Source organism: Candidatus Hydrogenedentota bacterium (assembly GCA_035450225.1).
Lineage (GTDB): Bacteria > Hydrogenedentota > Hydrogenedentia > Hydrogenedentales > SLHB01 > DSVR01.
Genome location: DAOTMJ010000001.1, coordinates 27193 through 52045, shown reverse-complemented (window position 1 = coordinate 52045; position 24853 = coordinate 27193). Strand labels below are relative to the sequence as shown.

General features: G+C 57.7%; 21 protein-coding genes. 13 read left to right on the top strand and 8 right to left on the bottom strand.

Annotation, left to right across the window (positions count from 1 at the left end; all coding sequences use genetic code 11):
- The first annotated feature begins 107 nt into the window (after positions 1–107).
- Positions 108–2216 (top strand): ribonucleoside triphosphate reductase, encoded by a 2109-nt coding sequence (locus tag P5540_00165; protein HRT63212.1) that lies wholly within the window; start codon positions 108–110, stop codon positions 2214–2216.
- Positions 2213–2944, top strand: coding sequence for an anaerobic ribonucleoside-triphosphate reductase activating protein (locus P5540_00160; protein ID HRT63211.1), 732 nt, complete (start codon positions 2213–2215; stop codon positions 2942–2944). The genes P5540_00165 and P5540_00160 overlap by 4 nt, the downstream gene beginning before the upstream one ends.
- A gap of 46 nt (positions 2945–2990) precedes the next feature.
- Here P5540_00160 and P5540_00155 read toward each other — a convergent pair whose 3' ends face one another.
- Entirely contained in the window at positions 2991–3656 is a 666-nt protein-coding gene (locus P5540_00155; GenBank protein ID HRT63210.1) for a prolipoprotein diacylglyceryl transferase, read from the bottom strand.
- A gap of 239 nt (positions 3657–3895) precedes the next feature.
- On the opposite strand from P5540_00155, the gene ltaE reads away from it, so the two are divergent.
- The 8 genes from ltaE (at position 3896) to P5540_00115 (ending at position 14769) form a co-directional block, all read left to right on the top strand.
- A complete protein-coding gene (gene ltaE, locus P5540_00150) occupies positions 3896–4933 on the top strand; it encodes a low-specificity L-threonine aldolase (protein ID HRT63209.1) in 1038 nt (345 codons plus the stop codon).
- 48 nt (positions 4934–4981) lie between these two features.
- On the top strand, positions 4982–5407 hold the full coding sequence (locus tag P5540_00145) for a hypothetical protein (protein ID HRT63208.1): 426 nt from the start codon (positions 4982–4984) through the stop codon (positions 5405–5407).
- Positions 5408–5548: 141 nt separating this feature from the next.
- Positions 5549–6877, top strand: coding sequence for a TolC family protein (locus tag P5540_00140; protein ID HRT63207.1), 1329 nt, complete (start codon positions 5549–5551; stop codon positions 6875–6877).
- Positions 6874–8058: an efflux RND transporter periplasmic adaptor subunit gene (locus P5540_00135; GenBank protein HRT63206.1), complete on the top strand. Its 1185-nt coding sequence runs from the start codon at positions 6874–6876 to the stop codon at positions 8056–8058. Before P5540_00140 ends, P5540_00135 begins: the two co-directional genes overlap by 4 nt.
- A 14-nt stretch (positions 8059–8072) precedes the next feature.
- The gene (locus tag P5540_00130; protein HRT63205.1) at positions 8073–11219 is read left to right on the top strand and encodes an efflux RND transporter permease subunit; all 3147 of its coding nucleotides are present in this window, start codon (positions 8073–8075) and stop codon (positions 11217–11219) included.
- Positions 11220–11251: 32 nt separating this feature from the next.
- Complete coding sequence (gene rsmA, locus P5540_00125) at positions 11252–12109, top strand: 16S rRNA (adenine(1518)-N(6)/adenine(1519)-N(6))-dimethyltransferase RsmA (GenBank protein ID HRT63204.1); 858 nt, start codon at positions 11252–11254, stop codon at positions 12107–12109.
- Between the two features lie 105 nt (positions 12110–12214).
- Complete coding sequence (locus tag P5540_00120; GenBank protein ID HRT63203.1) at positions 12215–13276, top strand: ATP-binding protein; 1062 nt, start codon at positions 12215–12217, stop codon at positions 13274–13276.
- Entirely contained in the window at positions 13273–14769 is a 1497-nt protein-coding gene (locus P5540_00115; GenBank protein ID HRT63202.1) for a Gfo/Idh/MocA family oxidoreductase, read from the top strand. Before P5540_00120 ends, P5540_00115 begins: the two co-directional genes overlap by 4 nt.
- Before the next feature lie 17 nt (positions 14770–14786).
- On the opposite strand, the gene P5540_00110 is transcribed toward P5540_00115, so the two are convergent.
- From P5540_00110 to P5540_00090, 5 genes are read right to left on the bottom strand one after another with little or no spacing between them, the layout of a single operon-like run.
- On the bottom strand, positions 14787–16991 hold the full coding sequence (locus tag P5540_00110; GenBank protein HRT63201.1) for a DUF5703 domain-containing protein: 2205 nt from the start codon (positions 16989–16991) through the stop codon (positions 14787–14789).
- Between the two features lie 33 nt (positions 16992–17024).
- Entirely contained in the window at positions 17025–17420 is a 396-nt protein-coding gene (locus P5540_00105) for a hypothetical protein (GenBank protein ID HRT63200.1), read from the bottom strand.
- Between the two features lie 32 nt (positions 17421–17452).
- Positions 17453–18319, bottom strand: coding sequence for a sulfate ABC transporter permease subunit CysW (gene cysW / locus P5540_00100; GenBank protein HRT63199.1), 867 nt, complete (start codon positions 18317–18319; stop codon positions 17453–17455).
- Complete coding sequence (gene cysT / locus P5540_00095) at positions 18306–19148, bottom strand: sulfate ABC transporter permease subunit CysT (GenBank protein ID HRT63198.1); 843 nt, start codon at positions 19146–19148, stop codon at positions 18306–18308. The genes cysW and cysT overlap by 14 nt, the downstream gene beginning before the upstream one ends.
- 9 nt (positions 19149–19157) lie before the next feature.
- Complete coding sequence (locus tag P5540_00090; protein ID HRT63197.1) at positions 19158–20126, bottom strand: sulfate ABC transporter substrate-binding protein; 969 nt, start codon at positions 20124–20126, stop codon at positions 19158–19160.
- A 215-nt stretch (positions 20127–20341) separates the two neighbouring features.
- On the opposite strand from P5540_00090, the gene P5540_00085 reads away from it, so the two are divergent.
- Positions 20342–21847: a cohesin domain-containing protein gene (locus tag P5540_00085; protein ID HRT63196.1), complete on the top strand. Its 1506-nt coding sequence runs from the start codon at positions 20342–20344 to the stop codon at positions 21845–21847.
- A gap of 124 nt (positions 21848–21971) precedes the next feature.
- On the opposite strand, the gene P5540_00080 is transcribed toward P5540_00085, so the two are convergent.
- The gene (locus tag P5540_00080) at positions 21972–22232 is read right to left on the bottom strand and encodes a Trm112 family protein (GenBank protein ID HRT63195.1); all 261 of its coding nucleotides are present in this window, start codon (positions 22230–22232) and stop codon (positions 21972–21974) included.
- 30 nt (positions 22233–22262) lie between these two features.
- Positions 22263–22925 (bottom strand): lysoplasmalogenase, encoded by a 663-nt coding sequence (locus P5540_00075; GenBank protein HRT63194.1) that lies wholly within the window; start codon positions 22923–22925, stop codon positions 22263–22265.
- Positions 22926–23048: 123 nt separating this feature from the next.
- Here P5540_00075 and nikR point away from each other — a divergent pair, with 123 nt between their 5' ends.
- Positions 23049–23465: a nickel-responsive transcriptional regulator NikR gene (nikR, locus tag P5540_00070; GenBank protein ID HRT63193.1), complete on the top strand. Its 417-nt coding sequence runs from the start codon at positions 23049–23051 to the stop codon at positions 23463–23465.
- A gap of 69 nt (positions 23466–23534) precedes the next feature.
- On the top strand, positions 23535–24791 hold the full coding sequence (locus P5540_00065; GenBank protein HRT63192.1) for a tetratricopeptide repeat-containing serine protease family protein: 1257 nt from the start codon (positions 23535–23537) through the stop codon (positions 24789–24791).
- Positions 24792–24853: the final 62 nt, after the last annotated feature.

Here is a 24853-nt window from a genome sequence, read left to right as displayed (position 1 = left end):
TTGGGTGAATTGAACAAAGAAAATTGGCAGTTGGGGTTATTTTGACAATAAATAACCGTTTCGGTGCGGAACGACGAGGCGGCGGTTTTTAGGAAGGAGATTCGGGGATGGTAGAACGTATTCGGAAGCGGGACGGCAGTATAAAAGAGTTTTGTCCGGAAAAGATTACCAACGCAATTTTCAAGGCCGCGATGGCTTGCGGGGGAGACGATTACGAATTGGCGCGCCATTTGTGCGAACAGGTGGTGGCCCTTATCGAAGAGCAATTCAGCGGTCGGATTCCCGATGTCGAGAGCATACAGGACCTCGTGGAGCGGACCCTTATAAAGAATGGCCATGCCAAAACCGCCAAGGCCTACATTCTTTATCGCGAGAAGCGGACAGGCGCCCGCAATGCCAATGCCCTGATTGGCGCCACAATAAAAATGTTTTCGGATTATTTGGGTGATCGGGATTGGCGGATTCGCGAAAATGCCAATACTCAGAAAAGCATCAATGGTCTGAATAACTATGTACGGGAATTCTTTACAAAAAACTATTGGCTCCACGAAATCTACTCCGCCGAAATACGGGAGGCGCATGAAAATGGCGATGCCCATATCCACGATTTAGGATTTCTCGGTCCCTACTGCGCGGGCTGGGATTTGCGTCAATTACTCATGGAAGGGTTCGGGGGCGTCCCGGGCAAGGTTGAAAGTTCGCCGGCGAAACATTTGCGTTCATTCTTGGGCCAGATCACCAATTCGACGTTTACGACCCAGGGCGAGACGGCCGGCGCCCAGGCCTGGTCGAGTTTTGACACCTATTGCGCTCCCTTTGTTCGGTATGACAAGTTGACTTTCGAACAGGTCAAGCAGTGCCTCCAGGAATTTATTTTCAACATTAATGTGCCCACGCGCGTTGGGTTCCAATGCCCATTCAGCAACTTGACCTTCGACCTCAAGGTGCCCGAAATGCTAAAGCACCAGGCGGTAATCCGCGGTGGCCGGCTCACGAACGACACCTACGGCGATTTTCAGGCCGAAATGGATCTGTTCAACGAGGCGTTCTGCGAAGTGATGATGAAGGGCGACGCGAAGGGGCGCGTGTTCACATTTCCGATTCCGACGATCAACATCACCCGCGATTTCGACTGGAACACGCCGTCGGTAAACGCGTTCATGCGCATTACCTGCAAGTACGGAATCCCCTATTTCGCCAACTACGTCAATTCGGATCTATCTCCCGAGGACGCGATTTCGATGTGCTGCCGTCTGCGTCTCGACACGAAAGAGCTCCGCAAACGGGGCGGCGGCCTCTTCGGCAGCAATCCGCTTACGGGCTCCATTGGGGTGTTTACCATCAACTTGCCGCGCATTGCGTATCAGTCGCGCACGAAGCAAGAGTTCAAGGCACGGCTCTGGCGGCTTGTCCAAATTGGACGGACCTCGCTGGAACTCAAGCGAAAGGTCATTGAGCAGCAAAGCGAACGCGGCTTGTATCCGTACTCGACCAATTACCTTCGGCATGTGAAGGAACGCACGGGCGAGTACTGGCACAACCATTTCAGCACAATCGGGATAGTGGGCATGAACGAGGCCCTGCTCAATTTCATGGGCAAGGACATTGGCACGCCCGAAGGCCAGGCGTTCGCCATCGAAATCATGAATTATCTGCGGGAACTGTTGCAGGAGATCCAAGTCGAAACCGGCCATGTCTACAACCTAGAAGCGACGCCCGCCGAAGGCACGTCCTACCGCCTTGCGAAACTCGACAAGGCGCGTTATCCCGAAATTATCGCTGCGGGCAATGGAACGCCGTATTACACGAATTCGACTCAACTGCCCGTGGGCTACACGGACGACGTGCTCGAGGCGGTTCGCCTGCAAGACGATCTTCAGTCGCTCTACACGGGCGGGACGGTGCTGCATGCCTATCTCGGGGAAAGCATCGAAGACATCGAAGTCTGCAAACGATTCATCCAAAAAGTATTCAGCCATTACAAATTGCCCTATCTCTCCATAACGCCCACCTTCAGCGTCTGCAACGCGCACGGATACCTGCGCGGAGAACAATTCACCTGCCCGCAATGCGGTTCCGAAACGGAGGTCTGGTCGCGGGTGACGGGGTATTTACGCCCCGTGGCCAACTACAACGACGGCAAACGCCAAGAATACAAGGATCGCAAGAAATTCGTGGTGCCGGAATCGGTCTTATGCGCGGGAAGCACGCCATGAGGATAGCCGGCATCGAGAAATGCTCGTTTGTGGATTATCCGGGCCATCTCGCGGCGGTGTTTTTCACACCCGGATGCAATTGGAACTGTTACTACTGCCATAATCGAGGATTGGTGGACATCCACGCCTCTAAACCGTGGCTCGATCTCGAAGTGGCGCTGGCGTGGCTCGACGATCGAACAGAGCTGATTGACGGCGTTGTCATCACCGGTGGAGAACCGACAATTCAAGACGGGCTGGCCGAATTTATCGAGTGCGTTCGCCGAAAAGGGTTCCGCATCAAGATTGACACCAACGGATCTCGACCCGATGTTCTTGGGAGTTTACTGGAGCAAGGCCTGCTCGATTATGTCGCCATGGATATCAAGGCGCCGATGGAACAGTACAACGATTTCGCGGGTGTGCAAGTCGAACAGGATGCCGTCAACGCGAGCATGGACCTTCTGTTGTCCTGCGTCATTGATTACGAATTCCGCACGACCGTCACCCCGCAACTGACGCATAAGGACGTCTTGGCGATAGCCCGCCGGATCCGGGGCGCGAAACGATACGTCCTGCAACAATATCGGCGCCCTGCCGGCGCTTGCGATCCCCGGCTTGAAGCCCTACCCCACTCCGTGGCGTGGCCTACTGACATTTGGTCCGAAATTCGGGATCTTGTGGGAGAATGCCTCCTGCGAGGCTTTGAGACTCAAGCCAGGCCCGACGCCAAAGCCCTTGTGGCGTGATTCCGCACGAATCGCGTGTAATGTGGCGGGGTATTCGGGAGTCCAATTATCTCCGAATCATGCAGGTTGCGGCGATTCCGGTTTGCACCAATGCAAGGATGGCATTGATGGATAGCGGACCCCAGAACGAAACCGACGGCCGTGCAAATTCCAGCAGGAAACGCAGCAAGCCATAGGCGATGAAAAAAAGGGCTGCGCCTTTGCCTGGATGCCTGCCGAGGCGTGAGATCCCGAACGCCGCCGCCAATGCCGCGATGTCGTAAAGGGGCCAGATGTGCATGAAGCCGGCAAATCCCCGGCAACAACCGGTAAACAGACAGCCGATTCGGGCGACGATTCCTCCTGCCGCAATGCCGGGAATGAACGCATCCGCGATTGCGCCATCGTGGAAATCGTTTGTCGGCAGAGTTTTCGGCCGCGACAGCCGTGCCGCAATCATGGCGCCCAGTATCGCGCCCGCATAGCCGCCCAGACTGCCCAAGTGAAGTCCGAAGGCATCCTGCGCGCCTGCGACGCCCGCGATTCGGGCATGGGCGATACCCAGCGTGGCGCCAAAAACCGACGCGGCCAAAAGCCATGCTGCCGCGACTTTCTTCGATGGGGCAACGCCGGGATAGAGACGCCGGAACGTCAACGCCCAGAAAAACCCCGCCGCCAGCAACACCATTACGGAGTTCGGTGTGAACAGGATTCCACCCAGTCGCATGCTCATGCAATCAGTGGTCCCATGCAAGACGGCTCTGTATGCAAAAGCCACACCCTCCACCTCGCCATGTTTTCGATGCGTACTCTGGACAAACCGCCGCTGCTTTTTCAAAGTCCGATTACAGGATGGTACAGTCGTCCGGTCCGGTTTGTCGAGTTTCTTGGAAATTGGATCCATGGGCCCACTCCCGTTGCGTAGAATGCCTCACTTGCGCATAATGATGATAAAAACGACAGGAGTGAACAATGTCGGGCGGATATGTGGATTTACGGAGCGACACGGTAACGCGCCCCACGCCGGCAATGCGGGAAGCGATGGCGCGGGCCGAAGTGGGTGATGATGTATTCGGGGAAGACCCGACGGTCAACGCGTTGCAGCGGCGCGCGGCGGAAATGTTCGGGAAGGAGTCGGCGCTGTTCGTGCCGACGGGTACGATGGCGAACTTGACGGCGATTCTCGCGCAAACACGACCGGGTGACGCCATCATTCTGAGCGAGGACGCGCATCCGTACAACTTCGAGTCGGCGAACATCGCGATGGTCGGCGGACTGCTGGCGAAACCGGTGCGCGGGGAATGCGGCATCCTGTCATGCGAGGACGTGGCGGCGGAGATTGTTCAGACCCGGGACCACCATTTCGCGCCGACGTCGCTGATAACCATCGAAAACACGTCGAACCGGGGCGGCGGGACGATCTATCCCATCGAAACGATTGCGGCGATCGGCGCGCTGGCCCGGGAACGCGGCCTGCGGTTTCACATTGACGGGGCGCGCATCTTCAACGCGGTGGTCGAGACCGGCGTTTCGCCAAAGGAGTACGCGTCGCATGCGGACACGTTGTCGTTCTGCCTGTCAAAGGGGCTTGGATGTCCCGCCGGTTCGCTGGTCGTGGGCGATGCGGAGACCATCGATCGCATGCACCGGTTCCGCAAGATGTTGGGCGGCGGAATGCGGCAAGCCGGGATATTGGCTGCGGCGGGCCTGTATGCGATTGACCATCATATCGATCGGCTGCGCGACGATCATGCGCGCGCGCGGCGGTTCCGCGCGGGAATCGATGGCATCGAAGGACTGCGGTTGCCCCTCCCCTCTCCCACCAACATGGTATACGTTCAAGTGCCCGCGGCGCCGGATTTTGCCTGTCGTCTTGCCGAAAGAGGCGTGCGGGTGATTGCAACGGCTCCGGACCGGATTCGCACCGTATTCCATCTCGACGTAACGGATGAAGGCGTTGAACGCGCCATCGAGGCATTTCGAACCGCCGCGGAATACGCGCCATGTTGAAAAATGTTGGTGCAAATGGATACTTTATTCGTGCGATAGGAATTACTAATGATCGGACGACGATTCAAAGCCATCAACGGCATCGTTTGCCTTGCGGTGAACGTGGCCGGCATTGCTTATGCCGGCCATGGGGCGGTGTTGTGCATCGCCCATGATCATGTGGCCATCGAGTCGTCGTTCCAAGGCGGTTGCTGCGGCGGCACGAAAACCGCGGAACATCCGGAACGAGCAATCTTCGCAAGCCTAAAGAATACGCCGATTGGAAATCCGGCCGCGTGCGGACCGTGCATGGATATCCCGTTTGCGAGCGAGTATCTCGCTTCGGCCTCGCATGCGCCGCGAATTCCGGAGGGATTCACGCTGGAAATTCCCCTGCTTTTCAGCGTTCTCTCTACGGGCCCATACACGGTTTCAACCGATTCCGTCGTATTTTCTTCCTTGCGATCCCAACGCATCGCCATTTTGCGCATCTGAGATAACCGAAGTCTGATTTCACAAGCCCCCCCCTCTCGTGAACGGTTGCGCGTCTCTTTCCGGTCGGTTCGATCGTAAATCGCAAAAGACGCAAACAATATTCACTGATACGGTGTACCGGACAAAGGAAAAACCGCCTGCATGAAAGCACTCAAAATACTTCGGACATGTTTCGCGACCAACCTGTCGTGCGTCCTAATGGCGATGGCCTTCGATGCGCCGGCGTTGACGCTCACGGATGCGCTAGCGATGGCCTTGGAGAAAAATCCGGGGCTTGCGTCCTTTTCTTGGGAGATTCGGGCCGCTGAAGCGCGCGAAATCCAGGCGCGGCTGCATCCAAATCCGGAAATCTCTTTCGAGGTGGAAGACATCGCGGTTGGCGGCGGAGTGGACCGCAAATCGCAATCGCCCATTGGCATCGTCCCAATGCTGCATCTTCTGCCGTACAGTCCGCCCTCCAGCGAGACCCAGTTCACACTCTCGCTCGCGCAACGGGTTGAATTCGGAGGGAAACGGGTGAAACGGATGGCGTTGGCGGCATGTGACCGTGATGTGGCTCGTTGGGATTACGAAATGGCCAAGGCAGACGTAATCCGTGACGTCACAAAGGCTTTTGTGGATGTTTTATCTACGCAGGAACGCGCGGCGCTCGACTGTGAATTGGTCCAATTGGCCGAGAAAACGCTCCAGTCGGTGTCGGCGCGTGTAGAAGCGGGACGCGTCTCGCCGTTGGACGAAACCAAAGCCGAAACGGCGCTGTTGAATGCCCGCGTGCAGGCGGATCGGTCGAAACGTGCATTGGCTGTCGCGCGGATTCGCCTGGCGGCGCTGTGGGGCGAGACGGAGGCAACATTCGAAAGGGCTGACGGCGATATTGAATGTGTCCGCCCAATCCCGCCATGGGAAATACTGGAAAGCCGCATACGGGAAACACCGGATCTTTTACGCTGGCAGGCCGAAATCGCCAAGCGTGAAGCCGCCATCAAGGTGGAAAAGACAAAAGCGATTTCCGATGTCACCCTGAGTCTCGGATATCGCAAACTGGACGGGAACAGCGAGAACCTCCTGGTGGCGGGCGTATCAGTGCCCATTCCCCTGTTCCATCGCAACCAGGGGGCGATCATGGAGGCGGAACATCTTGCGGCCAAGGCGCGCGATGATCGGAGGGGCGCTGAAATTGCGGTCCGCGGCTTCCTGAAGGCGGCGCACGAGGAATTGTCCGCCACGCAGACCGCCATTGCGTCACTCAAAGAGACGATCCTCCCCGCGTCTACGCTTACTTTCGCTCAGGTCAACGAAGCCTACCGGCAGGGCAAGTTCGGCTATCTGGACGTCTTGGATGCCCAACGCACGCTGTTCGAAGCACGACGTGAATACTTGGATGCCTTAACGGACTACCACCGCGGCATCGCGGAGATGGAACGTCTCTTCGGCGCATCGTTGTGGGCCGAAGGAGAATCGCTAAAATGAATAAATGGTTTGTAATCGCGATAGTCATCGTAATGCCGGCCGCGTTGTTTGCGGGGCGCCTTTTCTTTGTGAAATGCACCGTCGCGGCGGAAGAACCCCAAACGCATACGGAACATGCCGAAGAAAAGGTGGTTTCGCTTACACCGGAACAAATCGAAGCCAATGGCATCGAGATTGCGGAAGCAGGTCCCGGTGAAATAGCGGTACAACTCACGTTGCCGGGCGAAATCAAACTCAACGCCGATCGCGTCGCACATGTCATTCCCCGGGTAGGGGGCGTCGCTCGAGAAGTATTCAAAAACGCCGGCGACACGGTCACGGCCGGTGAAGTCATGGCGATTCTCGACAGCCGCGAACTGGCCATGATGAAGGCCGCTTATCTTGCCGCCCGGGAACGTGAATCGCTTGCGCGATCCATCTTTGAACGCGAAAAGGGGTTGTGGGAAAAGAAGATTTCCGCGGAGCAGGACTACCTCGCCGCAAAACAGGCCCTTGCAGAAGCCGCCATCAACACGCGCAGCGCGGAGCAGCAACTCCACGCCATCGGTTGTTCCGAAGAGTATATCGAGTCCCTCCCGTCCCAGGCCCATGTCGCGTACACACACCACGAAATCACCGCACCTTTCGACGGCGTGGTTATTGAAAAACACATTACCTTGGGCGAATCGCTCAAGGACGATGTTTCATGCTTTACCATTGCGGATTTGAGCACCGTGTGGATCGATTTGAGTGTATATCAAAAAGACATCCCCTCGATTGTCAAAGGGCAGGAAGTAAAGGTGGCCGGCGGCGCCGCCGAGCCGGAGGGTCTTCACGGGCATATCGAATACATCGGGCCGGTCATGGGCGAAGATACGCGGACCGTGATTGCGCGCGCCGTCATGCCGAACGAAGACGGACGCTGGCGTCCGGGGCAGTTCGTCACGGGAACCATTACGACCGAAACGCAGTCCGTGCCTGTTTGCGTGCCGAAAGCCGCCATTCAGACCATTGAAAAGGTTCCGTGCATCTTCGTGCGGACGGAGGAAGATTTCGAGCCCGTGCCGGTAACACCGGGACGCAGCAACGAAAAGTATGTTGAAATTCTGTCCGGATTGGCCGCTGGCCAGTCCTACGTCGCCGCAGGTTCCTTTATTTTGAAGGCGATGCTCGAAAAAGGCGAATTGCACGACGATCATTAGATCTGGAGCATATCATGGAGCCCCATGCAAGTTTCACTGAACGAATCCTTCGCGCGGCTTTCCGGCAAAAGGCCGTGGTATTGATGCTCGCTGCGTTGGGTGCGGTATTCGGGGGCATGGCGTACCGGCAAATGCCGAGGAACGTCTATCCGGACATCACGATCCCCGTGTTCACCATCGTCACCGAAAACGAGGCCATGGCGCCCGAAGAAATCGAAACGATGATCACGCGCCCGATGGAATCGGCCATGAACGGGTTGCCGGGCGTCCGTCGGGTGCGATCGCAGACGACGCAGGGATTGTCGTCAATCATCGTGGATTTTGATATTGAAACGGAATTTTGGCGCGCCCGCCAGTTCGTCACCGAGCGCATGGCGCAAGTGGCCGCGCAACTACCGCCGGGCACCGAGCCGCCGACCTTGGCAAGCGCCACGACGCGCTTGTCGGAAGTGTTCGAGTACGCGGTTGAGGGCGACCTCTCCCTCAGCGAATTACGCGAAATTGCCGAGTGGCAGATTCGCTACAACCTGCTCACCGTTCCTGGTGTCGCCGAAGTGCTCAACATGGGCGGCTTCATGCGCCAGTACCGTGTATCGCTCGACGCCAACCGTCTCCATGCGCACAAGATCACCCTGGCTGAAATCGAAGAGGCAATCCGCGGCGCGAACGAAAATGCCGGCGGAGGCTTTATCAGCACGGGGGATGCCGAATACACCGTGCGCGGCATCGGGCGCTACGATTCCATCGAAGACATCGGCGACACGATTATCGCCGCGCGCGGCGGGACTCCGTTGTTTTTGCGCGATGTGGCCGCCATCGCGGAAACCTCGGCTATCCGAAGGGGTATCGCCAGCCGGAACGGTAAAGAAACCGTCGTGGCGCTTGTCGTCAAACAGCCCTTGGCAGACACGATGCAGGTCGTCGAGGGGATCAAGGAAGCCTTGGAAGATATGCGGGGCACACTTCCCAAAGGCGTGCGGATCGTGCCATATTATGATCAAAGCATACTCATCGGGCATTCCCTTTCTAGCGTAACCCGCGCCATTCTGGCCGGGTCGGCGCTTGTCGTCGTCGTGCTGCTGTTGTTTCTTGGACGCCTGCGCAGCACGCTGATCGTGGCCGCATCCATACCGCTTTCCGCCGTTATCGCCGGCGTGCTCATGCGGCAATTCGGAATCGGACTCAATACCATGTCGCTTGGCGGCATAGCGATCGCGGTGGGCATCATGGTAGATGCCTCGATCATCATGGTCGAAAACATTCATCACCGTTTTCAACAGCAGCGCGCGGACATTCTCGATGCCATGGACAGAGAGCGGGTCGCCCTGCGCGCGGCCATTGAAGTGGGCCGCCCCATTGCGTTCGCGACCCTTGTCATCATGGCCGTGTTCCTGCCGCTTTTCATCATGGGCGGCATGGAAGGCCTCCTTTTTCGTCCGCTTGCGGTAACCGTCGCCGCCGCAATGCTTGGTTCGCTTGTTCTGTCTCTCACGGTCACACCCGTGCTCGGCGCATGGTTCCTTCGTCCGAACGCCGGAGTGGGCAACGGGGACGAGGTGCGATTCGTCCGATGGATCAAGCATGCGTATGTGCCTCTGCTCGAATTCGCGCTGCGCCGCCGCTGGCTCGCAATCGCGCTGGCGCTTGCGTTTCTCGCGCCGACCGTTGCCGGCCTTGCCGTCATCGGCAAGAATTTCATGCCGCGGCTCGACGAGGGCGCATGGGTCATTTCCACCGCCACGCCGCCCGAAACCTCCCTCGAACAAAACGACCGAATCACCGGCCAGATAGAAAAACTCCTGATCAAGAATCCCAACGTGACGGAGGTCGTCCGCCGAAATGGGCGATCCGAACGCGCCATCGGCTGCGTATTGCCGGTCAATCTGGGGGAGATCATCGTCAACCTGAAACCGAAGAACCTTCGGGACAAGCCCGCGGAGCAGATTCTGGCCGAAGTGCGTGAGCAGGTCGAACATATCCCCGGCGTTGCGGCGGCGTTCACGCAACCGCTCCAACTGAAGATTGACGAAAGCCTGGAAGGCACTCCCGCTCCCTTGCAAGTGAAAATATTCGGCCCCGACTTGAACGTTCTTGAAACGATTGCGAAAGATGTCGCGCGCCTCATGGAAAACATACCGGGACTTGCCGACGTCAAAATGGAGCAAGCCGCCGGGATCCCGCAGTTGCAGGTCGAGATTGACCGGCAGGCCGCCGCACGCTACGGCATACCGGTCAAAACCGTTTCGAAGATCGTGCAACTGGCCATTGGCGGTGAAGAATTGACCCAAGTCTGGAAAAACCAGCGCAGTTACGGCGTCTTTGTCCGTTTCGACGAATCCATGCGCGGAACCCCCGAAGCGATTCGAAACATCATGGTTGACGCCCCTTCGGGACAACGCATTCCCCTTGGCCAAATCGCACAGATCCGTCTCGCCGAAGGCCCGAACGTCATTTGGCGCGAAGCCATGAACCGGCGTATCGGCATTGATGCAAGTATCCAAGGCCGGGATCTGGGCAGTGTCGTGGCCGAGATCAAGGAAGCGATCCAGACCATTGCCATTCCGCCCGATTACTATATCGCGTTCGGCGGCCAGTACCAGAGCCAGCAACGCGCCATGCGTTCGCTGGTTGTCGCCTCGGGAGTCGCCTTGGCGATCGTTTTCACGCTGCTGTACGTGGCGTTGCGCTCGGCCGTGCATGCCGCGATCATTCTTGCAACCGTCCCGAGCGCATTCGTCGGCGGCGTGGCGGCGCTTTTGTTGGCCGGTGAAACCATCAATGTGTCGTCCGCCGTGGGTTTCATCGCCCTGTTCGGAATCGCCGTTCAAAACAGCTTGGTGCTTCTGACCCAAACCCGCGATTTCATCGCCGAAGGACATGGCGCGGAAAAAGCCATCCGCCTCGCCAGCGTGCAGCGCCTCCGCCCCAAATTGATGACGGCGTCTTGCACGGGACTCGGCCTATTGCCCATCCTCCTCAGCCGGGGCGCCGGCGCCGAAATCGAAAAACCGCTCGCCATTGTCATGACGGGGGGCCTTGCGACGTCCACCTTGTTCACGCTGCTGATATTGCCAGCCCTGTACTTGGCCGTTCAGCACGCAAGGGAACGAATGGCGCGTTGCGGGAACGGTTCCAGGCAACCGCCGGCAACAAACACTTGAACTTGGAAGGCTTGAAGCGGTGTAATAGCCGCATGGAATCCCCAAATCTGCAAACGCTCTGCAAACGTTACAATATCACCTTCAACAAGCGGTTGGGACAGAATCTGCTCCTGGACGACAATATCAACCGAATCATGACCGACGCGGCGGCGCTCGACGGGAACGACAGCGTCATCGAGGTGGGCGCGGGCCTTGGCGCGTTGACGGCGCATCTTTGCCGGCGCGCCGGACGGGTCTTGGCCGTCGAAATTGACCGGACCTTCATGCCGTGTCTGGAGGATCGTTTCCGCGAACAGGCGAATGTGCGGTTGTTTCGCGGCGACATCCTGAATCACAGCCTGCCCAAACTGGCGGAGGAATTTCTTCCCGGCGGAACGTCGTACAAAATGGTCTCGAACCTGCCCTACTACATCACGACGCCGATCTTGTTTCATTTTCTCGAATCGCCGTTGAAGTTCAGCCGGATCGTCGTAATGGTCCAGGAGGAAGTCGGCATTCGCATGACCGTGCCACCCGGCCATTCCGAATATGGCGCGCTCGCAGCGGTACTCGCGTGCCATGCGGACGTGGACATCGTGCATCGCGTCCCGCGGACCTGTTTCGTGCCGCGCCCGGAAGTGGACAGTTGCATCGTGCGGTTGCGCCCGCACGACGCGCCGCCCTACCCTGATGTCGAATTGCGATTCCTGGCGGCCGTCATTCGCGCCGCCTTCATGCAGCGGCGCAAGACCGTGCGCAATGCGCTGACGCGGACAGGCGAGTTCGGCGCGCCGCGGGAAGCGGTCGTTGCCGCCTTGGAGGCGGCGGGCATTGACGGCGATCGCCGCGCACAAACCCTTTCACCCGATGATTTTGCGCGGTTGGCCATGGAAATCCGCGCGCGGATTTGAGGAGGTTTCGGCTGAAATGCGTCACGCATGCGTAAACACGGTAAACATGGTGACGCTTCCCTTTTCAACCGTACCCATCGTTTTTTTCAGGGAGTTTCGCAACCGATGACTGAATGGGTGCTGGCCAATCACTTCGTGCAAATCATGGAAAGCCTGTCAAGTGGCGTGTTGGCCGTGGACGCATCCGGGCGCATTTTGCTGGCCAACCGTGCGGCGTGCCTTCATCTGGGCTTGAAGGAAAACGATCTGCCCGCCGGAACGCATTGCAGCGACACGCCTATTCCGGAGCCGTTCCGCACGGCCCTCTTCGACGTCATGGAAAAACGGCAGGCCTTGACACGGCGGGAGGTTCTGCTCACCTTGGATGACGGCACGCGCCGGGAAATCGGTTTTTCCGCCTCGTTGCTTGGAACGCCTGAATCTTTTGGGGGAACCGTATTCCTGTTTGTGGACATGACCGAGCGTCGGGCGCTGGAGCGTGCCGCCGAGGTCAATCGGCAATTGGCGCAAGTCGGTGAATTGACCGCCGGTGTCGTGCATGAACTCCGAAATCCGTTGACGGTCATTGGTGGAAATGCGGAACTGCTACAACGCGTGATTCCCCCTGAAAATCCGGGACGCCGCAATCTTGACGCCATCCTCAAGGAGACCAAGGTTCTGGAGCGGCTTGTCGCCCAGTTCCTTGGATTTGCGCGCCCCTTTGAGATTGAATGGACCCCTTGCCGGGCGCAATCAATTGTGGACCGGACCATCGCTGTCTGCCAATCCGCCGCCAACGCGAAATCGGTCGTATTGCATACCAGCGTCCTTCCGCCCGATCTAATGTTCATGGGTGACGAGAACAAGTTTCCGCAGGTTCTAATCAATATCGCAGGCAATGCGATAGATGCTGTGCCGCCCGGCGGCGAGGTAATGTTGTCGGCGCGTCGCGAAGATTCGGACGCGGTCTTCGAGGTTGTGGACAACGGCCCCGGTATTCACTTGAAACCGGAGGAAGACCTCTTCCGGCCGTTCTTTTCCCGCAAGGAAGGCGGCACAGGTCTTGGGTTGGCGATATGCCAGCGCATTGTCACGGCGCACAAGGGAACGATCGTCTTTGCCAACCGCCCTGAAGGCGGCGCCCGTTTTGTGGTACGATTACCCTTGGGCATGGAAGTTGGGTTATGATCAACGTCGGCATCATCGGTTGCGGCCGTATCGCGGATCTTCACGCGTTGGGATATCGTGGCAATCCGGACGCGCGCATTCTCGCCGTATGCGATGAGAATGCGGAACGCGCCGAACAGCGGCGTATCGAATGGGGCGCCGATCGGTCCTATTCCGATTACCGTCAATTGTTGCACAATCCCGATATTGACGCCGTCGAAGTGCTCACGCCCTACGAAACACATGAAAAAATCGTCATGGAAGCCTTCGCCGCCGAAAAGCACGTGGCGGTGCAGAAACCCATGACGACGAGCCTCAAGAGCGCCGATCGCATGGTGCTTGCGGCGGAAATGTCTCGAAAAGTCTTTAAGGTCACGGAATGCTACTTAACGTATCCCCCCATCGTTTTTGCCAAACGCCTCGTCGAATCGGGCGCCATCGGGGAACCCTTGGGCATGCGGATAAAGTACGTGTGCAGTCCTCTTGGAGGCTGGAACGTTCCCGCGCACACCATTCAGCAACAGATCGCCAAGTCGGCCCGGGGATTCGGGCTCGAAACGTTCGACCACGGCCATCACGAATGGGCCACGGCATGGTATCTGCTCGGCGCCGCCGAACGAGTCTCTGCATGGATTGACTCGACCGACGGCGTGATTGATTGCCCAGCGACAATTATGTGGAAATGTATCGGCGGCAAGCGATATGGCGTGTGCGACTTTATTTATGCGCCGGAACTGCAAATCCCTTCTGAATACTATTCGAACGACGAATGGTACGAGATCACGGGATCACGCGGCATCATCCAAATCCATCGCGGCACCGGCCATATCGTCGAATCGCCCATCGTCAGCCTCTTCAACGAAAAGGGTTGGACACATTACACCGACATCCCCGCCGACTGGTCAGAAGGCTTCACCGGCGCGACCCGGAATTTCATCGCGGCGATTCTGGGAAGGGAAGCGCCCCTCCTAACCGGCGTTCAAGCGCGCGCCATCCTCCAGTTCGCCTTTGCGATCGCGCGTTCCGCCGCCAAACACCGCGAGGTGTACCTGGCGGAGTTCGACCATCCCTTCCCGTGGCTTCACACATGGCGCCAACGCCGCCGCAACCGGCGTGATGTCATCGTCGGACGCCGCCCCCGCCTCCGAATCGGCGACTTGTTCGTCCGCACGGCCCCCTATGCGCGACAAGCCCACGACTTGATGCGGCGTTTGCAGGAACGGTTCGATCCGGCCTCCGCAAAGGGTTGGAATGCCGTCATCGGACTCGAACTGTTACCGGAAGCCGGCGTCGAGGGAGGGAAATACGGACTTTATTTTCACGATGGCGCCTGCGATGTGCGCGAAGGGGAATTGCCGCCCAACGCCGATTTGACGCTTCACGCCACCGCGGGTCTGTGGGCCGCCATTCTCCTCGGGAAAATTCGCATCGAGGCCGCCGCCCTTCGCAACCGCATCCAATACGAGGGACATGCCGAACAGGCCCTCCGCCTCCGCACCGTTTTTCGACTGTGACGACACCCCCGCCCTTTTTACTGCGTTTCGAAAATCACGACATCTTGCCGCCGTTCAGGGGGCATGACATTGAGCGATTCAAGAAGGCCGTTTCGATAGATACCTTGGACCTGGGTGTTGTACGGCGCGCACAGTTGGAAGTCCACATCCCATTCTTTCGGCCATGCCGGGAAAAGGCGGATTGCGCGGCCTTCGCATTGCATGATCATGGATTGTAGTGCCATCAGCCCGTTGCAGCCGTGATCCTGATCGGGTATCCAGTCGAAATTGGGCCCCCAGAACGCCGGAAAACGGCTGCCGGGATCTTTTGTCGCAAACCGTTCCGCGACACGTTGCCTCGCCTCGGATGCCAATCCGAGAAAGGCCGCCTGCGTATCGTCCTGCTGCCAGCCGCGATTGCCTTTGATGCGCCGCGCCTCGAAAGTCCGCCGCGCCAGATCGAGGTCCGGCTGGCCTACACCGAAGATTCGGAACGGAAAGATAGCGTATAGTTCCGGGTTCTCGGAATTGTGCGCTTTCTCGCGGATTTCGCGCGCGGCCGCCAAGATGTTGTTTCCATCCACTTGGCGCATCGGCAATGAAGGCAATTCGGACCGCAAACGCCGCCAGGTCGAGCGTTGTTCACCGGATAACAGATTGTCCGGCAGGGCAAGCAGTCCGTCGAGCACGACCTGTAAGCCCGCAATCTCAGGCAACGGATCCACCACATCCTGCCACGTCTCCAATGCCTGGCCCGGCTCCAAACGCAGCTTGCCGGTCACATCACGTTTGAAGTGATGGTCGAAGAACGACAGAATCGGTCCAGCCAGCGGCAGCATTTTTTCACGAACGAACACTTCGTCCTGTGTATAGACAAAGTAATCGAGCATCATAGCGAGTAATTCGAGTTGGCCTTCCCAATGCCATCGAATGTACCGGTTGTCAACTAGCCCAACGGGTTTCCCCTCGCGGTTCCAGCCGTAGTTGTCGTTCGCATAGGCGCCCCAGAAGTACATCGTTTCAGGGAAGAAGGCGCCCTCGTGGCCGAAGTAGACCGGTGTGCGCGCTTTCGCAAAAGGCAACGCGTCCAAGAACATTTGGAACAAGGGCGGCATCATGTCGAAATCGCCGGAGGCCAGCATGGGCCAGTAGGCCAAGCGCGTGTTCTGAAACCAGTAAGGCCCCCCCCACGCTCTGAAATCCGCATCGAATGATTTACCGCCACTCCGATCCACCGTGAACAATGAACCGTTGAATTTGATGGGATACGCACCACGTCCTGCACATGCACTGATGAAACGCTGCAAGGCATATCCCTGCGAAACCATCTCCGCATCCGGCGCACCGTCCACCTGGATCCAACTCCGCTCCCAGAATGTCCGCCACCACGCCTGATGATCAAACCACGCCTTATGCCAGTCCGTTTTGCGTGCATCGGCAACCCGCTTTTCAAGAGGTTCAAGCCAATCCGCATCGGTATCAATAATCTTCGTATCGGCAACAATCGTCCATGCATGATGCGTGGCGGGCTGGACCGACTTGAGGCTCTTGGGAGAAGACGCGATACAGCCGTCACCACACACGGCGGCGCTGAAGGTTCGATGAAGCAACGGATCTTGGCCTTGCGCGATCCAATCGCCCATCCCTTGAAGGCGCAGCGTGTCCGGCCAAATGGATCGCTCGTTTCGATGACCCCACATCAGCCGATCAGGCAGGCCAACGGCCAGCCTATCGGCGGATACGGTCACCTCATAGGGCGCTTCGGCGAGGCCATATGCGCTTGACAGTTCCTCGCCTTTCAAGGTACGCGGACTCTCACGCCACGTTTCGAATTCCAGCTTCGCGTCGAAGGGTTCCGCGCTTTCGGCCTCAACGCGAATCGTTGGCCGGTTGGCGTCCACCCAAATACGCATTGTGTGCATGGCTTCGACCAGCATGCTGCCCGTGGTCAAGTCGAGCGTCTGTTTGAACGGCTTCCCTCTTGCGACAAGCGGCGGCGTACATTGGACCCGGATACGCCCCAATTTGAGCAGTCGCGCGTTTTCAGACCACGCGTCCGATTTCGCGATATAAAAGACCAGATCGCCGTTCGCCTCAACCCAGACGTTTAGGCCGATATCGCCGTTGCCCAGCGGCATCGAACCGGATGCGTCTTGGCTGGGCGAGTCCCAGACAACGTTATAGCGGCTAGGAAATGTGGTCGCACTCAAGAGGGAGATCACAAACAGGAGCATCGCGTTCATCTGGGTTCTCCGAGGCAGTCCGTTGCCTTTGATTCACTTGACATAATCGAAAGCCTCACGTGACGGAATGGGTTGTTTTAGTTTCTTTGTACGCAACTTCTGTGCATGGTACACAGAAGTTGCGGACAAAGAAATCATATCCTTGATTGAGGTATTGCGGCTGAGCCGCGTTAGGCGTGTGTCCATTTCCGTCTTCGGCAAGGCGAAATGGCTATGACATCCATTGGCCGCCAAAACACAGGCATGCGGCCCAACCGCCAAATCGTCCATGGAAAGAGTCATCATCATACCCTCGAAGTTTACCGACACAGATTTCCCGTCGTTCAACTTAGTGTAATTGTCCGGTGATTTACCGACAACGTGACTTTGGCGGACTGCGCCGCACCGCTTGCGATGGCCACCGCTAAAACAAATACGTGTCCCCGCCATGCCATCGTGTGCGTCCTTTCTTTGAATCGTTTCTATTCGCCCCAGCCCGCGTCGCTATTCGGCTGTTGGGCCGACGCCCACTCCACCGCCTTCTTCCCGGCAAGCGTCACCAGGCTCAACAGCGCCAGCAGCGACGCCACCGCGAACGCGGCGACGAAGTTGTACTCATTGTATAGAATCTCGATGTGCAGCGGCATGGTTGTCGTAACGCCGCGGATGTGGCCGGACACCACGGAAACGGCGCCGAATTCCCCCATGGCCCGTGCCGTACATAGGACGATTCCATAAAGAAGCCCCCAGCGGATGTTCGGCAAGGTGATTCGAAAGAAAGTCCGCCAGCCGCTCGCGCCCAGCGACAAGGCCGCCTCCTCGTCGTCGTTGCCGAGGGATTGCATGAGCGGAATCAGCTCCCGCGCCACCAAGGGAAACGTAACGAAGAGCGTGGCAATCACGATGCCGGGCACGGCAAATATCACTTTCAATTGACTAGATTCGAGCCAGGCTCCCAGAAATCCGTTCGCGCCCAGAAGAAAAACAAAAACCGCGCCCGCGATTACGGGCGATACCGTAAAGGGCAAATCAATCAGGGTGATGAGAATGTTTTTTCCCCAGAAATCGAACTTGGCAATGCACCACGCGGCGGCAATCCCAAACAGGGCGTTCACCGGGACCACAAGGGCCGCCGTCAGCAGCGTCAGACGGATGGCGGCCCATGCGTCGGGATCGGCAATGGCGCTCCAATAGGCTTGCACGCCTTTTTGAAACGCATAAGCAAACACCGCCACCAGCGGCGCGACCAGAAAGATCAGGATGAACACCAACGCAATGCCTGTCAGCAGCCACCGGATAAACACGCCGCCGGTTTTTTCCCCATTGCGTCTGCCTTTAGACCGATTCATTACGCCGGCTCCACCATTGCAAGAAGTTGATGCCCAGCAGCAGCACGAAGGACATGGCCAGCATGGCGGCCGCGATGGCGGCCGCGCCGGCGTAGTCGTACGCCTCGAGTTTGGTCATGATCAGCAGCGGCGCGATTTCGGTGCGCATCGGCATGTTGCCGGAAATGAAAACCACCGAACCGTATTCGCCGAGGGCGCGCGCAAACGCCATGGCGAATCCCGCGAGGAGGGCGGGAAAAATCGCCGGCATGATCACGCGCAGAAAGACCTGCCAGCGCCGGGCGCCCAAACTGGCCGCAACCTCTTCCACTTCGGGATCAATCTCGCGAATGACCGGTTGAAGCGTCCGCACGACAAAGGGCAACCCGACAAAGGTCAGGGCCACAATCACGCCCGCCGGCGCATAGGCCACTTTGATGCCCAGCGGATCCAGCCAACGTCCCAATGGGCCATTGGACGCATACAACGTGGTCAGCGAAATGCCCGCCACGGCCGTCGGCAGTGCAAAGGGAAGATCAACAAGGGCATCCAGCAGGGCGCGTCCCGGAAAACGATAACGGACCAGCACCCACGCCACCACGAGACCAAAACCCGCGTTCAGCAACGCGGCGCATCCCGATGCCCCAAAGCTGAGTTTGAACGCCGCCACAGCGCGCGGCGATGCGATGGCCGACACAAAATCCCCCCAGCCCATCGCGCCCGCACGGAAAAAAAGGAACGACAGCGGAAGCAGCACTAAAAGCCCCAAATAGGCCAATACATACCCCATTGTCAGCCCAAAACCAGGCAGGATGCTTTTCCGTACCAAGCGTCTTCGTGCCGGCGCCATGCGTGCCTACTATTTCATCTGGAAGATTTGATCAAAAATACCGCCATCGGCGAAGTGTTTTTGTTGGGCTTGCTTCCAGCCGCCGAACACTTCTTCAATGGTAAAAAGACGCACGCCGGGAAAGCGATCCGGCAGGGGCTTTGCCGCGGGACGGTAATAATGTTTCGCACAAAGAGCCTGCCCCTCATCCGAATACAGAAATTCGAGATAGGCTTTTGCGACGTCTTCCGTTCCGTGTTTTTTTGCCACGGCATCCACCACGGCCACGGGCGGCTCGGCTAGAATGCTCAGCGACGGGATGACCATCTCAATCTCACCGTTCCCGAATTGATTGACGGCCAGTATCGCCTCGTTTTCCCACGAAATCAGCACATCGCCGATTCCACGCTCGACAAATGTAGTCGTCGAACCGCGCGCGCCCGTGTCCAATACAGGACAGTTTTTATAGAGTTTGGTCACAAAGTCCCTGGCCGATTCCTCGGAACCGCCGGGTTGTTTGAACGCATACCCCCATGCCGCAAGGTAATTCCACCGGGCGCCGCCGCTCGTTTTCGGATTAGGCGTCACCACCGAAATTCCCCCGCGCACGAGATCGCCCCAATCCTTAATGCCTTTCGGGTTGCCCTTGCGTACAAGGAAGACGATGGTGGATGTGTACGGCGAACTGTTGTGCGGCAGACGCTTCTGCCAATCCGCCGGCAGCAATTTGCCCTTTTCGGCGAGCATGTCAATGTCGTAGGCCAGAGCAAGGGTCACCACATCGGCTTCCAGGCCGTCTATCACGGCCCGCGCCTGCTTGCCGGAACCGCCGTGCGATTGGCGTACAATCAGCTTTTTACCGGTCTGCTTTTCCCATAGCGCACAAAACGACTTGTTGACATCTTGATACAATTCACGTGTCGGATCGTAGGACACGTTCAACAAGGCCATTTGCTGCGCTCCGCACAGCGATGAAAAAAACATGCAGACCGCGCCTATCCCTTTGCTCAATTTTCGGACCTCGATCACGTAGCAATCTCCTGTTGTACCTTTCTATTCCAATCCGCCGGCGCTCAGACGACTTACAGGCCTTCGCAGCGTGAAACCGAATCAGTCTACCTAATCTATCAATTATATAGTATATTCAAAACAAAATCCCACGTCAAGCATCGTGTATATCGTGTATAATGAAACAAAAACCGGAGGATCGGCAAATGTTTCGCATTACAGGGTTGATCTTGACGGCATTCATTGTCACAACGGGTTCGGCACACGCGGGCGGCGTGTTGTTTATCCATCAGGAAACGGGATCAAACTGGCTTGACGGCTGTTTGCGCGAGATACTGAACGGCAAGCCGTATCTTGACGGTGTTTATTCCATCACCCAGGGCAGGGCGGTCCTCGAGGATGTGGGCCGCCCGGCCTCATTGGGTTTCGTCGCGGGCGACAACACGGACATGCGGCACTGGCTTTATTGGTTCAATGACTACCTTGTCGGCATGGCCAATTCCGGACGTGTTTCTGGTGTGAATCGCGTTATCCTGTTCAAGAGCTCGCCGTCGAACAGCGATATCACGGACGACGGCTCTGAACCGGGCGATCCGTTTTCTTTTGAACGCACGTTGTCGAATTACAAGTCCATTTACCGGCACCCCGCTGGCGCTGGAAACGTTTATCTGAATGGCGGCCATGCCTATTCGCCGCTGGAGGATGTATTTGCCCGGAATGGCGATATTCTGTTCATTGCGATAACGGCGCCGCCGCTCAATCGCGAGGGCACTTCGGATGCCAACGCCCATCGTGCGCGATTATTCAGCGAATGGCTGAAAGGCGAGTGGATGCCGGCATACCATGCGGCGCATCCCCATCTACACAATGTGGCGGTTTTCGATCTTTTCGACGCATTGGCCAACAGCGACGATGCCCCGGCTTATCCAAACCGTCTACGGGACGACTTTGGCGGCGCTACGGGCGATACCATTCCTGTCGCCACGGCATATCCTTATCTTTGTGACCATTTTTCCGGCGATTTGGATGCGATTTGGGAAATGTTTCCAACACCCGGAGTGGCCCAAATCCGTATCGCGGATGCAGAAGGCAATCCGGGTGAAACCGTGAATGTGAGTGTAACGCTGTCCACGAACGGCACGTTGCCCGCAACCATTCTGTTTAGTGTGAATTACGACAAAGAGCAATTGTCCTATCAGGAAACAACAACGGGGCCCGTCCCCATCGCGTCAGGAAAAACCGTCACGGCCAACGAGTCTCTCGCCGGACAGGTGCGCCTTACTGTGTTCGGCCTCAATGCCTTTTCAATGGGAGACGGTGTTCTCATGACACTGGCGTTTCAAGTGCGGCCTGATGCCACCGCTTCGGCCGTAACCCTTTTCGGCGGCGATGTGTCGGTCACCCGGCCCGATGGCATGGGTCTGGATGTCAAAATAGAAAGTGGAAATATCACCATTCCCGCCAACATCGGCGAAGGCGAGGGCGAAGGTGAAGGAGAAGGCGAAGGTGAAGGAGAAGGCGAAGGGGAAGGCGAAGGGGAAGGCGAAGGAGAAGGTGAGGGCGAAGGAGAAGGTGAAGGCGAGGGTGAAGGCGAAGGGGAAGGAGAAGGTGAGGGGGAAGGTGAAGGCGAGGGCGAGGGTGAAGGCGAGGGCGAGGGCGAGGGTGAAGGGGAAGTGCCTGCACCGCCCGGTTGTTTTGGAAGGCTGTTATGACACTATGGAATCAAGACCTGATCAACAACCCGTAACGCCGAATTCCAATTCGGCATAGTCCGTGCCACCTCAGCGGGACAGGAATTCGGTGATGCGCGTACGGTGGCGCGAATAAATTTACAAGTTATCCGGCGAGTTGATCGAGCGGAATGGCCTCGTCAATGAGCATGATGGGAATGTCGTCCCGAATCGGATACATGTAAGCCTTGTCCTCGCGCACCAACCCGCCGTCAATCCGGGTTTCGATGATGGCGCCCGCGCGATTCTTGAGCGTCCGCGCCTCGATGGCGCCGTTGGCCTTCGCGATCAAGGCATCGTCCGCCAACACAACCGGCGTTTTGTTTTCTGGACAAACAAGAATTTTCAACAATTCCTCGTGAACCATTTGCGCCACCTCCGTTTGCCTAGCGTTATTCTAGCCCTCCTTCCCGTCGCGCTGCAAGTGAGCATGGTATCCAAATCCGGACGCCCACGCCAGAATCACGCAGGCGAGATAGTACAGCGGATAGCAAAAGAGGGCATTGACGGTGCTCGTGTCCACATAACGCCAGCGCGCGACAAAAATGTCGGAAATATAAAAAATCGTCGCGCCAACGAGCATCAGGCGTCCCGGCCCGTCGAAAGCCGTACCGCCGGCGCAGATCCACATCGTCGAGATGACGAGGATGTAGGCTGCAACCAGTGGAAGTTGGCCGGACGGCACATGCGGCAAGAGCCAGCACGCGATGACGCCCGATATCGCAAACGCCAGCACGGCATCCCGCCGGACAAGTGGCAGCCGAAGTCCGCGGACGACAAAGGCGGCGATGAATGCCAAATGGGCCGCTAGGAATGCCCCCACGCCCGACATAAAATCAAGCGGTCCGATCAGGTCTCCCAGCCAACAGAAGGCCAGTCCAAGCAGCATCAATCGTCCCGGCCAATGACCACCCGCACCGCGCGCAATCGCAGTCAAAAGAAACGACGTCGAGGCCGCACACGTGGGAATCCAAATTGGAATTCCCAAATGACGCTGCCGCAGCCAGAGCATGCCGGCCGCTGCAGCCAAGGTCATCAAGGCGAACACGGCCGCCGCCATGTTCGATTTCCGCCCCATTCGCATAAGGGTTCCTATACCCGAATGGCATCGGTTGGATCAATTCGACACGTTGCAACGTCTTCAATATGTTCGTAGAATGCCGTGGGAACGGAGGATAGAGACATGCCGGGCGTCATGCGACTGAGTTTTTCCATCGAACAGCCCCTTTGGGAACGGCTGGAACGGCTGGTTGCGGAAGGTCAATACGCAAATCGTTCCGAATTCATCCGCGACATGATCCGGGACCGGCTCGTCGAGAAGGAATGGAAAGAGAACGAGGAGGCCGTCGGAACGATTACGTTGGTGTACAACCACCATACGCGTGGTCTCAGCGACCGGCTGACGCACACGCAGCACCATCATCACGACGTCATCCTAGCCAGCACGCACATTCATTTGGACGCGGATTTATGCGCGGAAATCGTGGTGGTACGCGGTCCGGCGCGGCGGTTGCAGACACTGGCCAGCCATCTGCGCCGCGAAAAGGGCGTGTTGCATGCCAGCCTTAGTATGAGTTCCACAGGCGAAGGTCTGGCATGAGTTCCTTGATGGCGGGCACGACGTGGTATATTCTTTGCATGGAATAGCAGGGGAAAAGGAATGACAGGCATGAGATGGACGATGCTTATCCTGGCGATGGGGTATTGTTTCGACTTGTGCGCCATTGAAACGGAAACGATCGTCCGCCGGAACGAACAGGCCGTGGTCGTCATACTGGGTGAAAAGGAGGGCAGCGGGGCGCCCGTCCAGAGCAGCGGCTGTTTTATTCACGAATCGGGCCTGATTCTCACCACTGCGCATCAAGTAAAGGGCGTGGGCGCCCTGCGCGCCAAGACACTCGACGGCAAGGAATTCAGATTGCGCGTGGCCGTTCTTGACGAAAACAATGAACTGGCGCTGCTCCAATCCGACACGCCTCCCTCCCATGTCGCCCGCATCGGCGATGCGTCCGTCCTGCGCAGCGGATCGCCCCTCGTGGCGATTGCCACGCCCGAAAATCTCGATTTCAGCACCGTGACGGGTATTGTGTCGAACACGAACCGGACGTACCGGGATTGCCCCGTGATTCAGACCAACATCCCCGCGAGCCCGGGATCGAGCGGAGGACCGGTCTTTGATCGCGACGGCCTGCTCGTCGGGGTGCTCATCGGAAAGTTGCGCGATCAGGAATGGATTACGATTGTCAATCCAGTCAACAATGCCTATGCGCTGCTGCGAAAACACGGCGTCATTGCGCCGCTCGTAGAAAACGGCGAATCCTTGGGCGAAATTGTTCCTGCGCTCGACGCGGATGGCTTGCACCGGCAAGCCATCGAGACGTACAACCGGGGTGTTCGCGCCGAAAGCATCCACGAAAAAATTTCGGCTTACGATACAGCAGTAAAACTCTTTCCGGAATTCTACGAGGCATGGTTCAATTTGGCGACCGCCTGCACCGCAGCCGGCGAACACCAACGCGCCCTGGACAGTTTTGGGCGCGCGGAAGCCCTCAAATCAAACGCGGTCGAGGTTTTTCGCGGAAAGGGCCGCGTCCTTTTGCTTCAACGCAACTATCCCGAAGCGATTGCCTGCTTCGAACGCGCCGCCATGTTGACGCCGAATGACCCGTCCGCGCACAACGACCTTGGGGAAGCGCGCCGCCAAGCCGAGGATTTTACAAAGGCGATCTCGTCCTTTGAAACAGCCTTGAAACTCAATCCGGCCTATACCGCGGCAAGGTATAATCTCGGATTGGCCTATGCGGCGCTTGGACGAAACGCCAATGCCATTGAGCAGTTTCAAGCCTATTTGCGCGATGCCCCCGATGCACCGGACTCGGGGACCGTCAAGGAATGGATTGCGAAATTGGAATTGGAAAAGAAGTAGACAGGAGTTTGGAGTCGGAATAAGCGGGATTGGCGTTTGGATGTTTGCGCCTCCTTAATTCC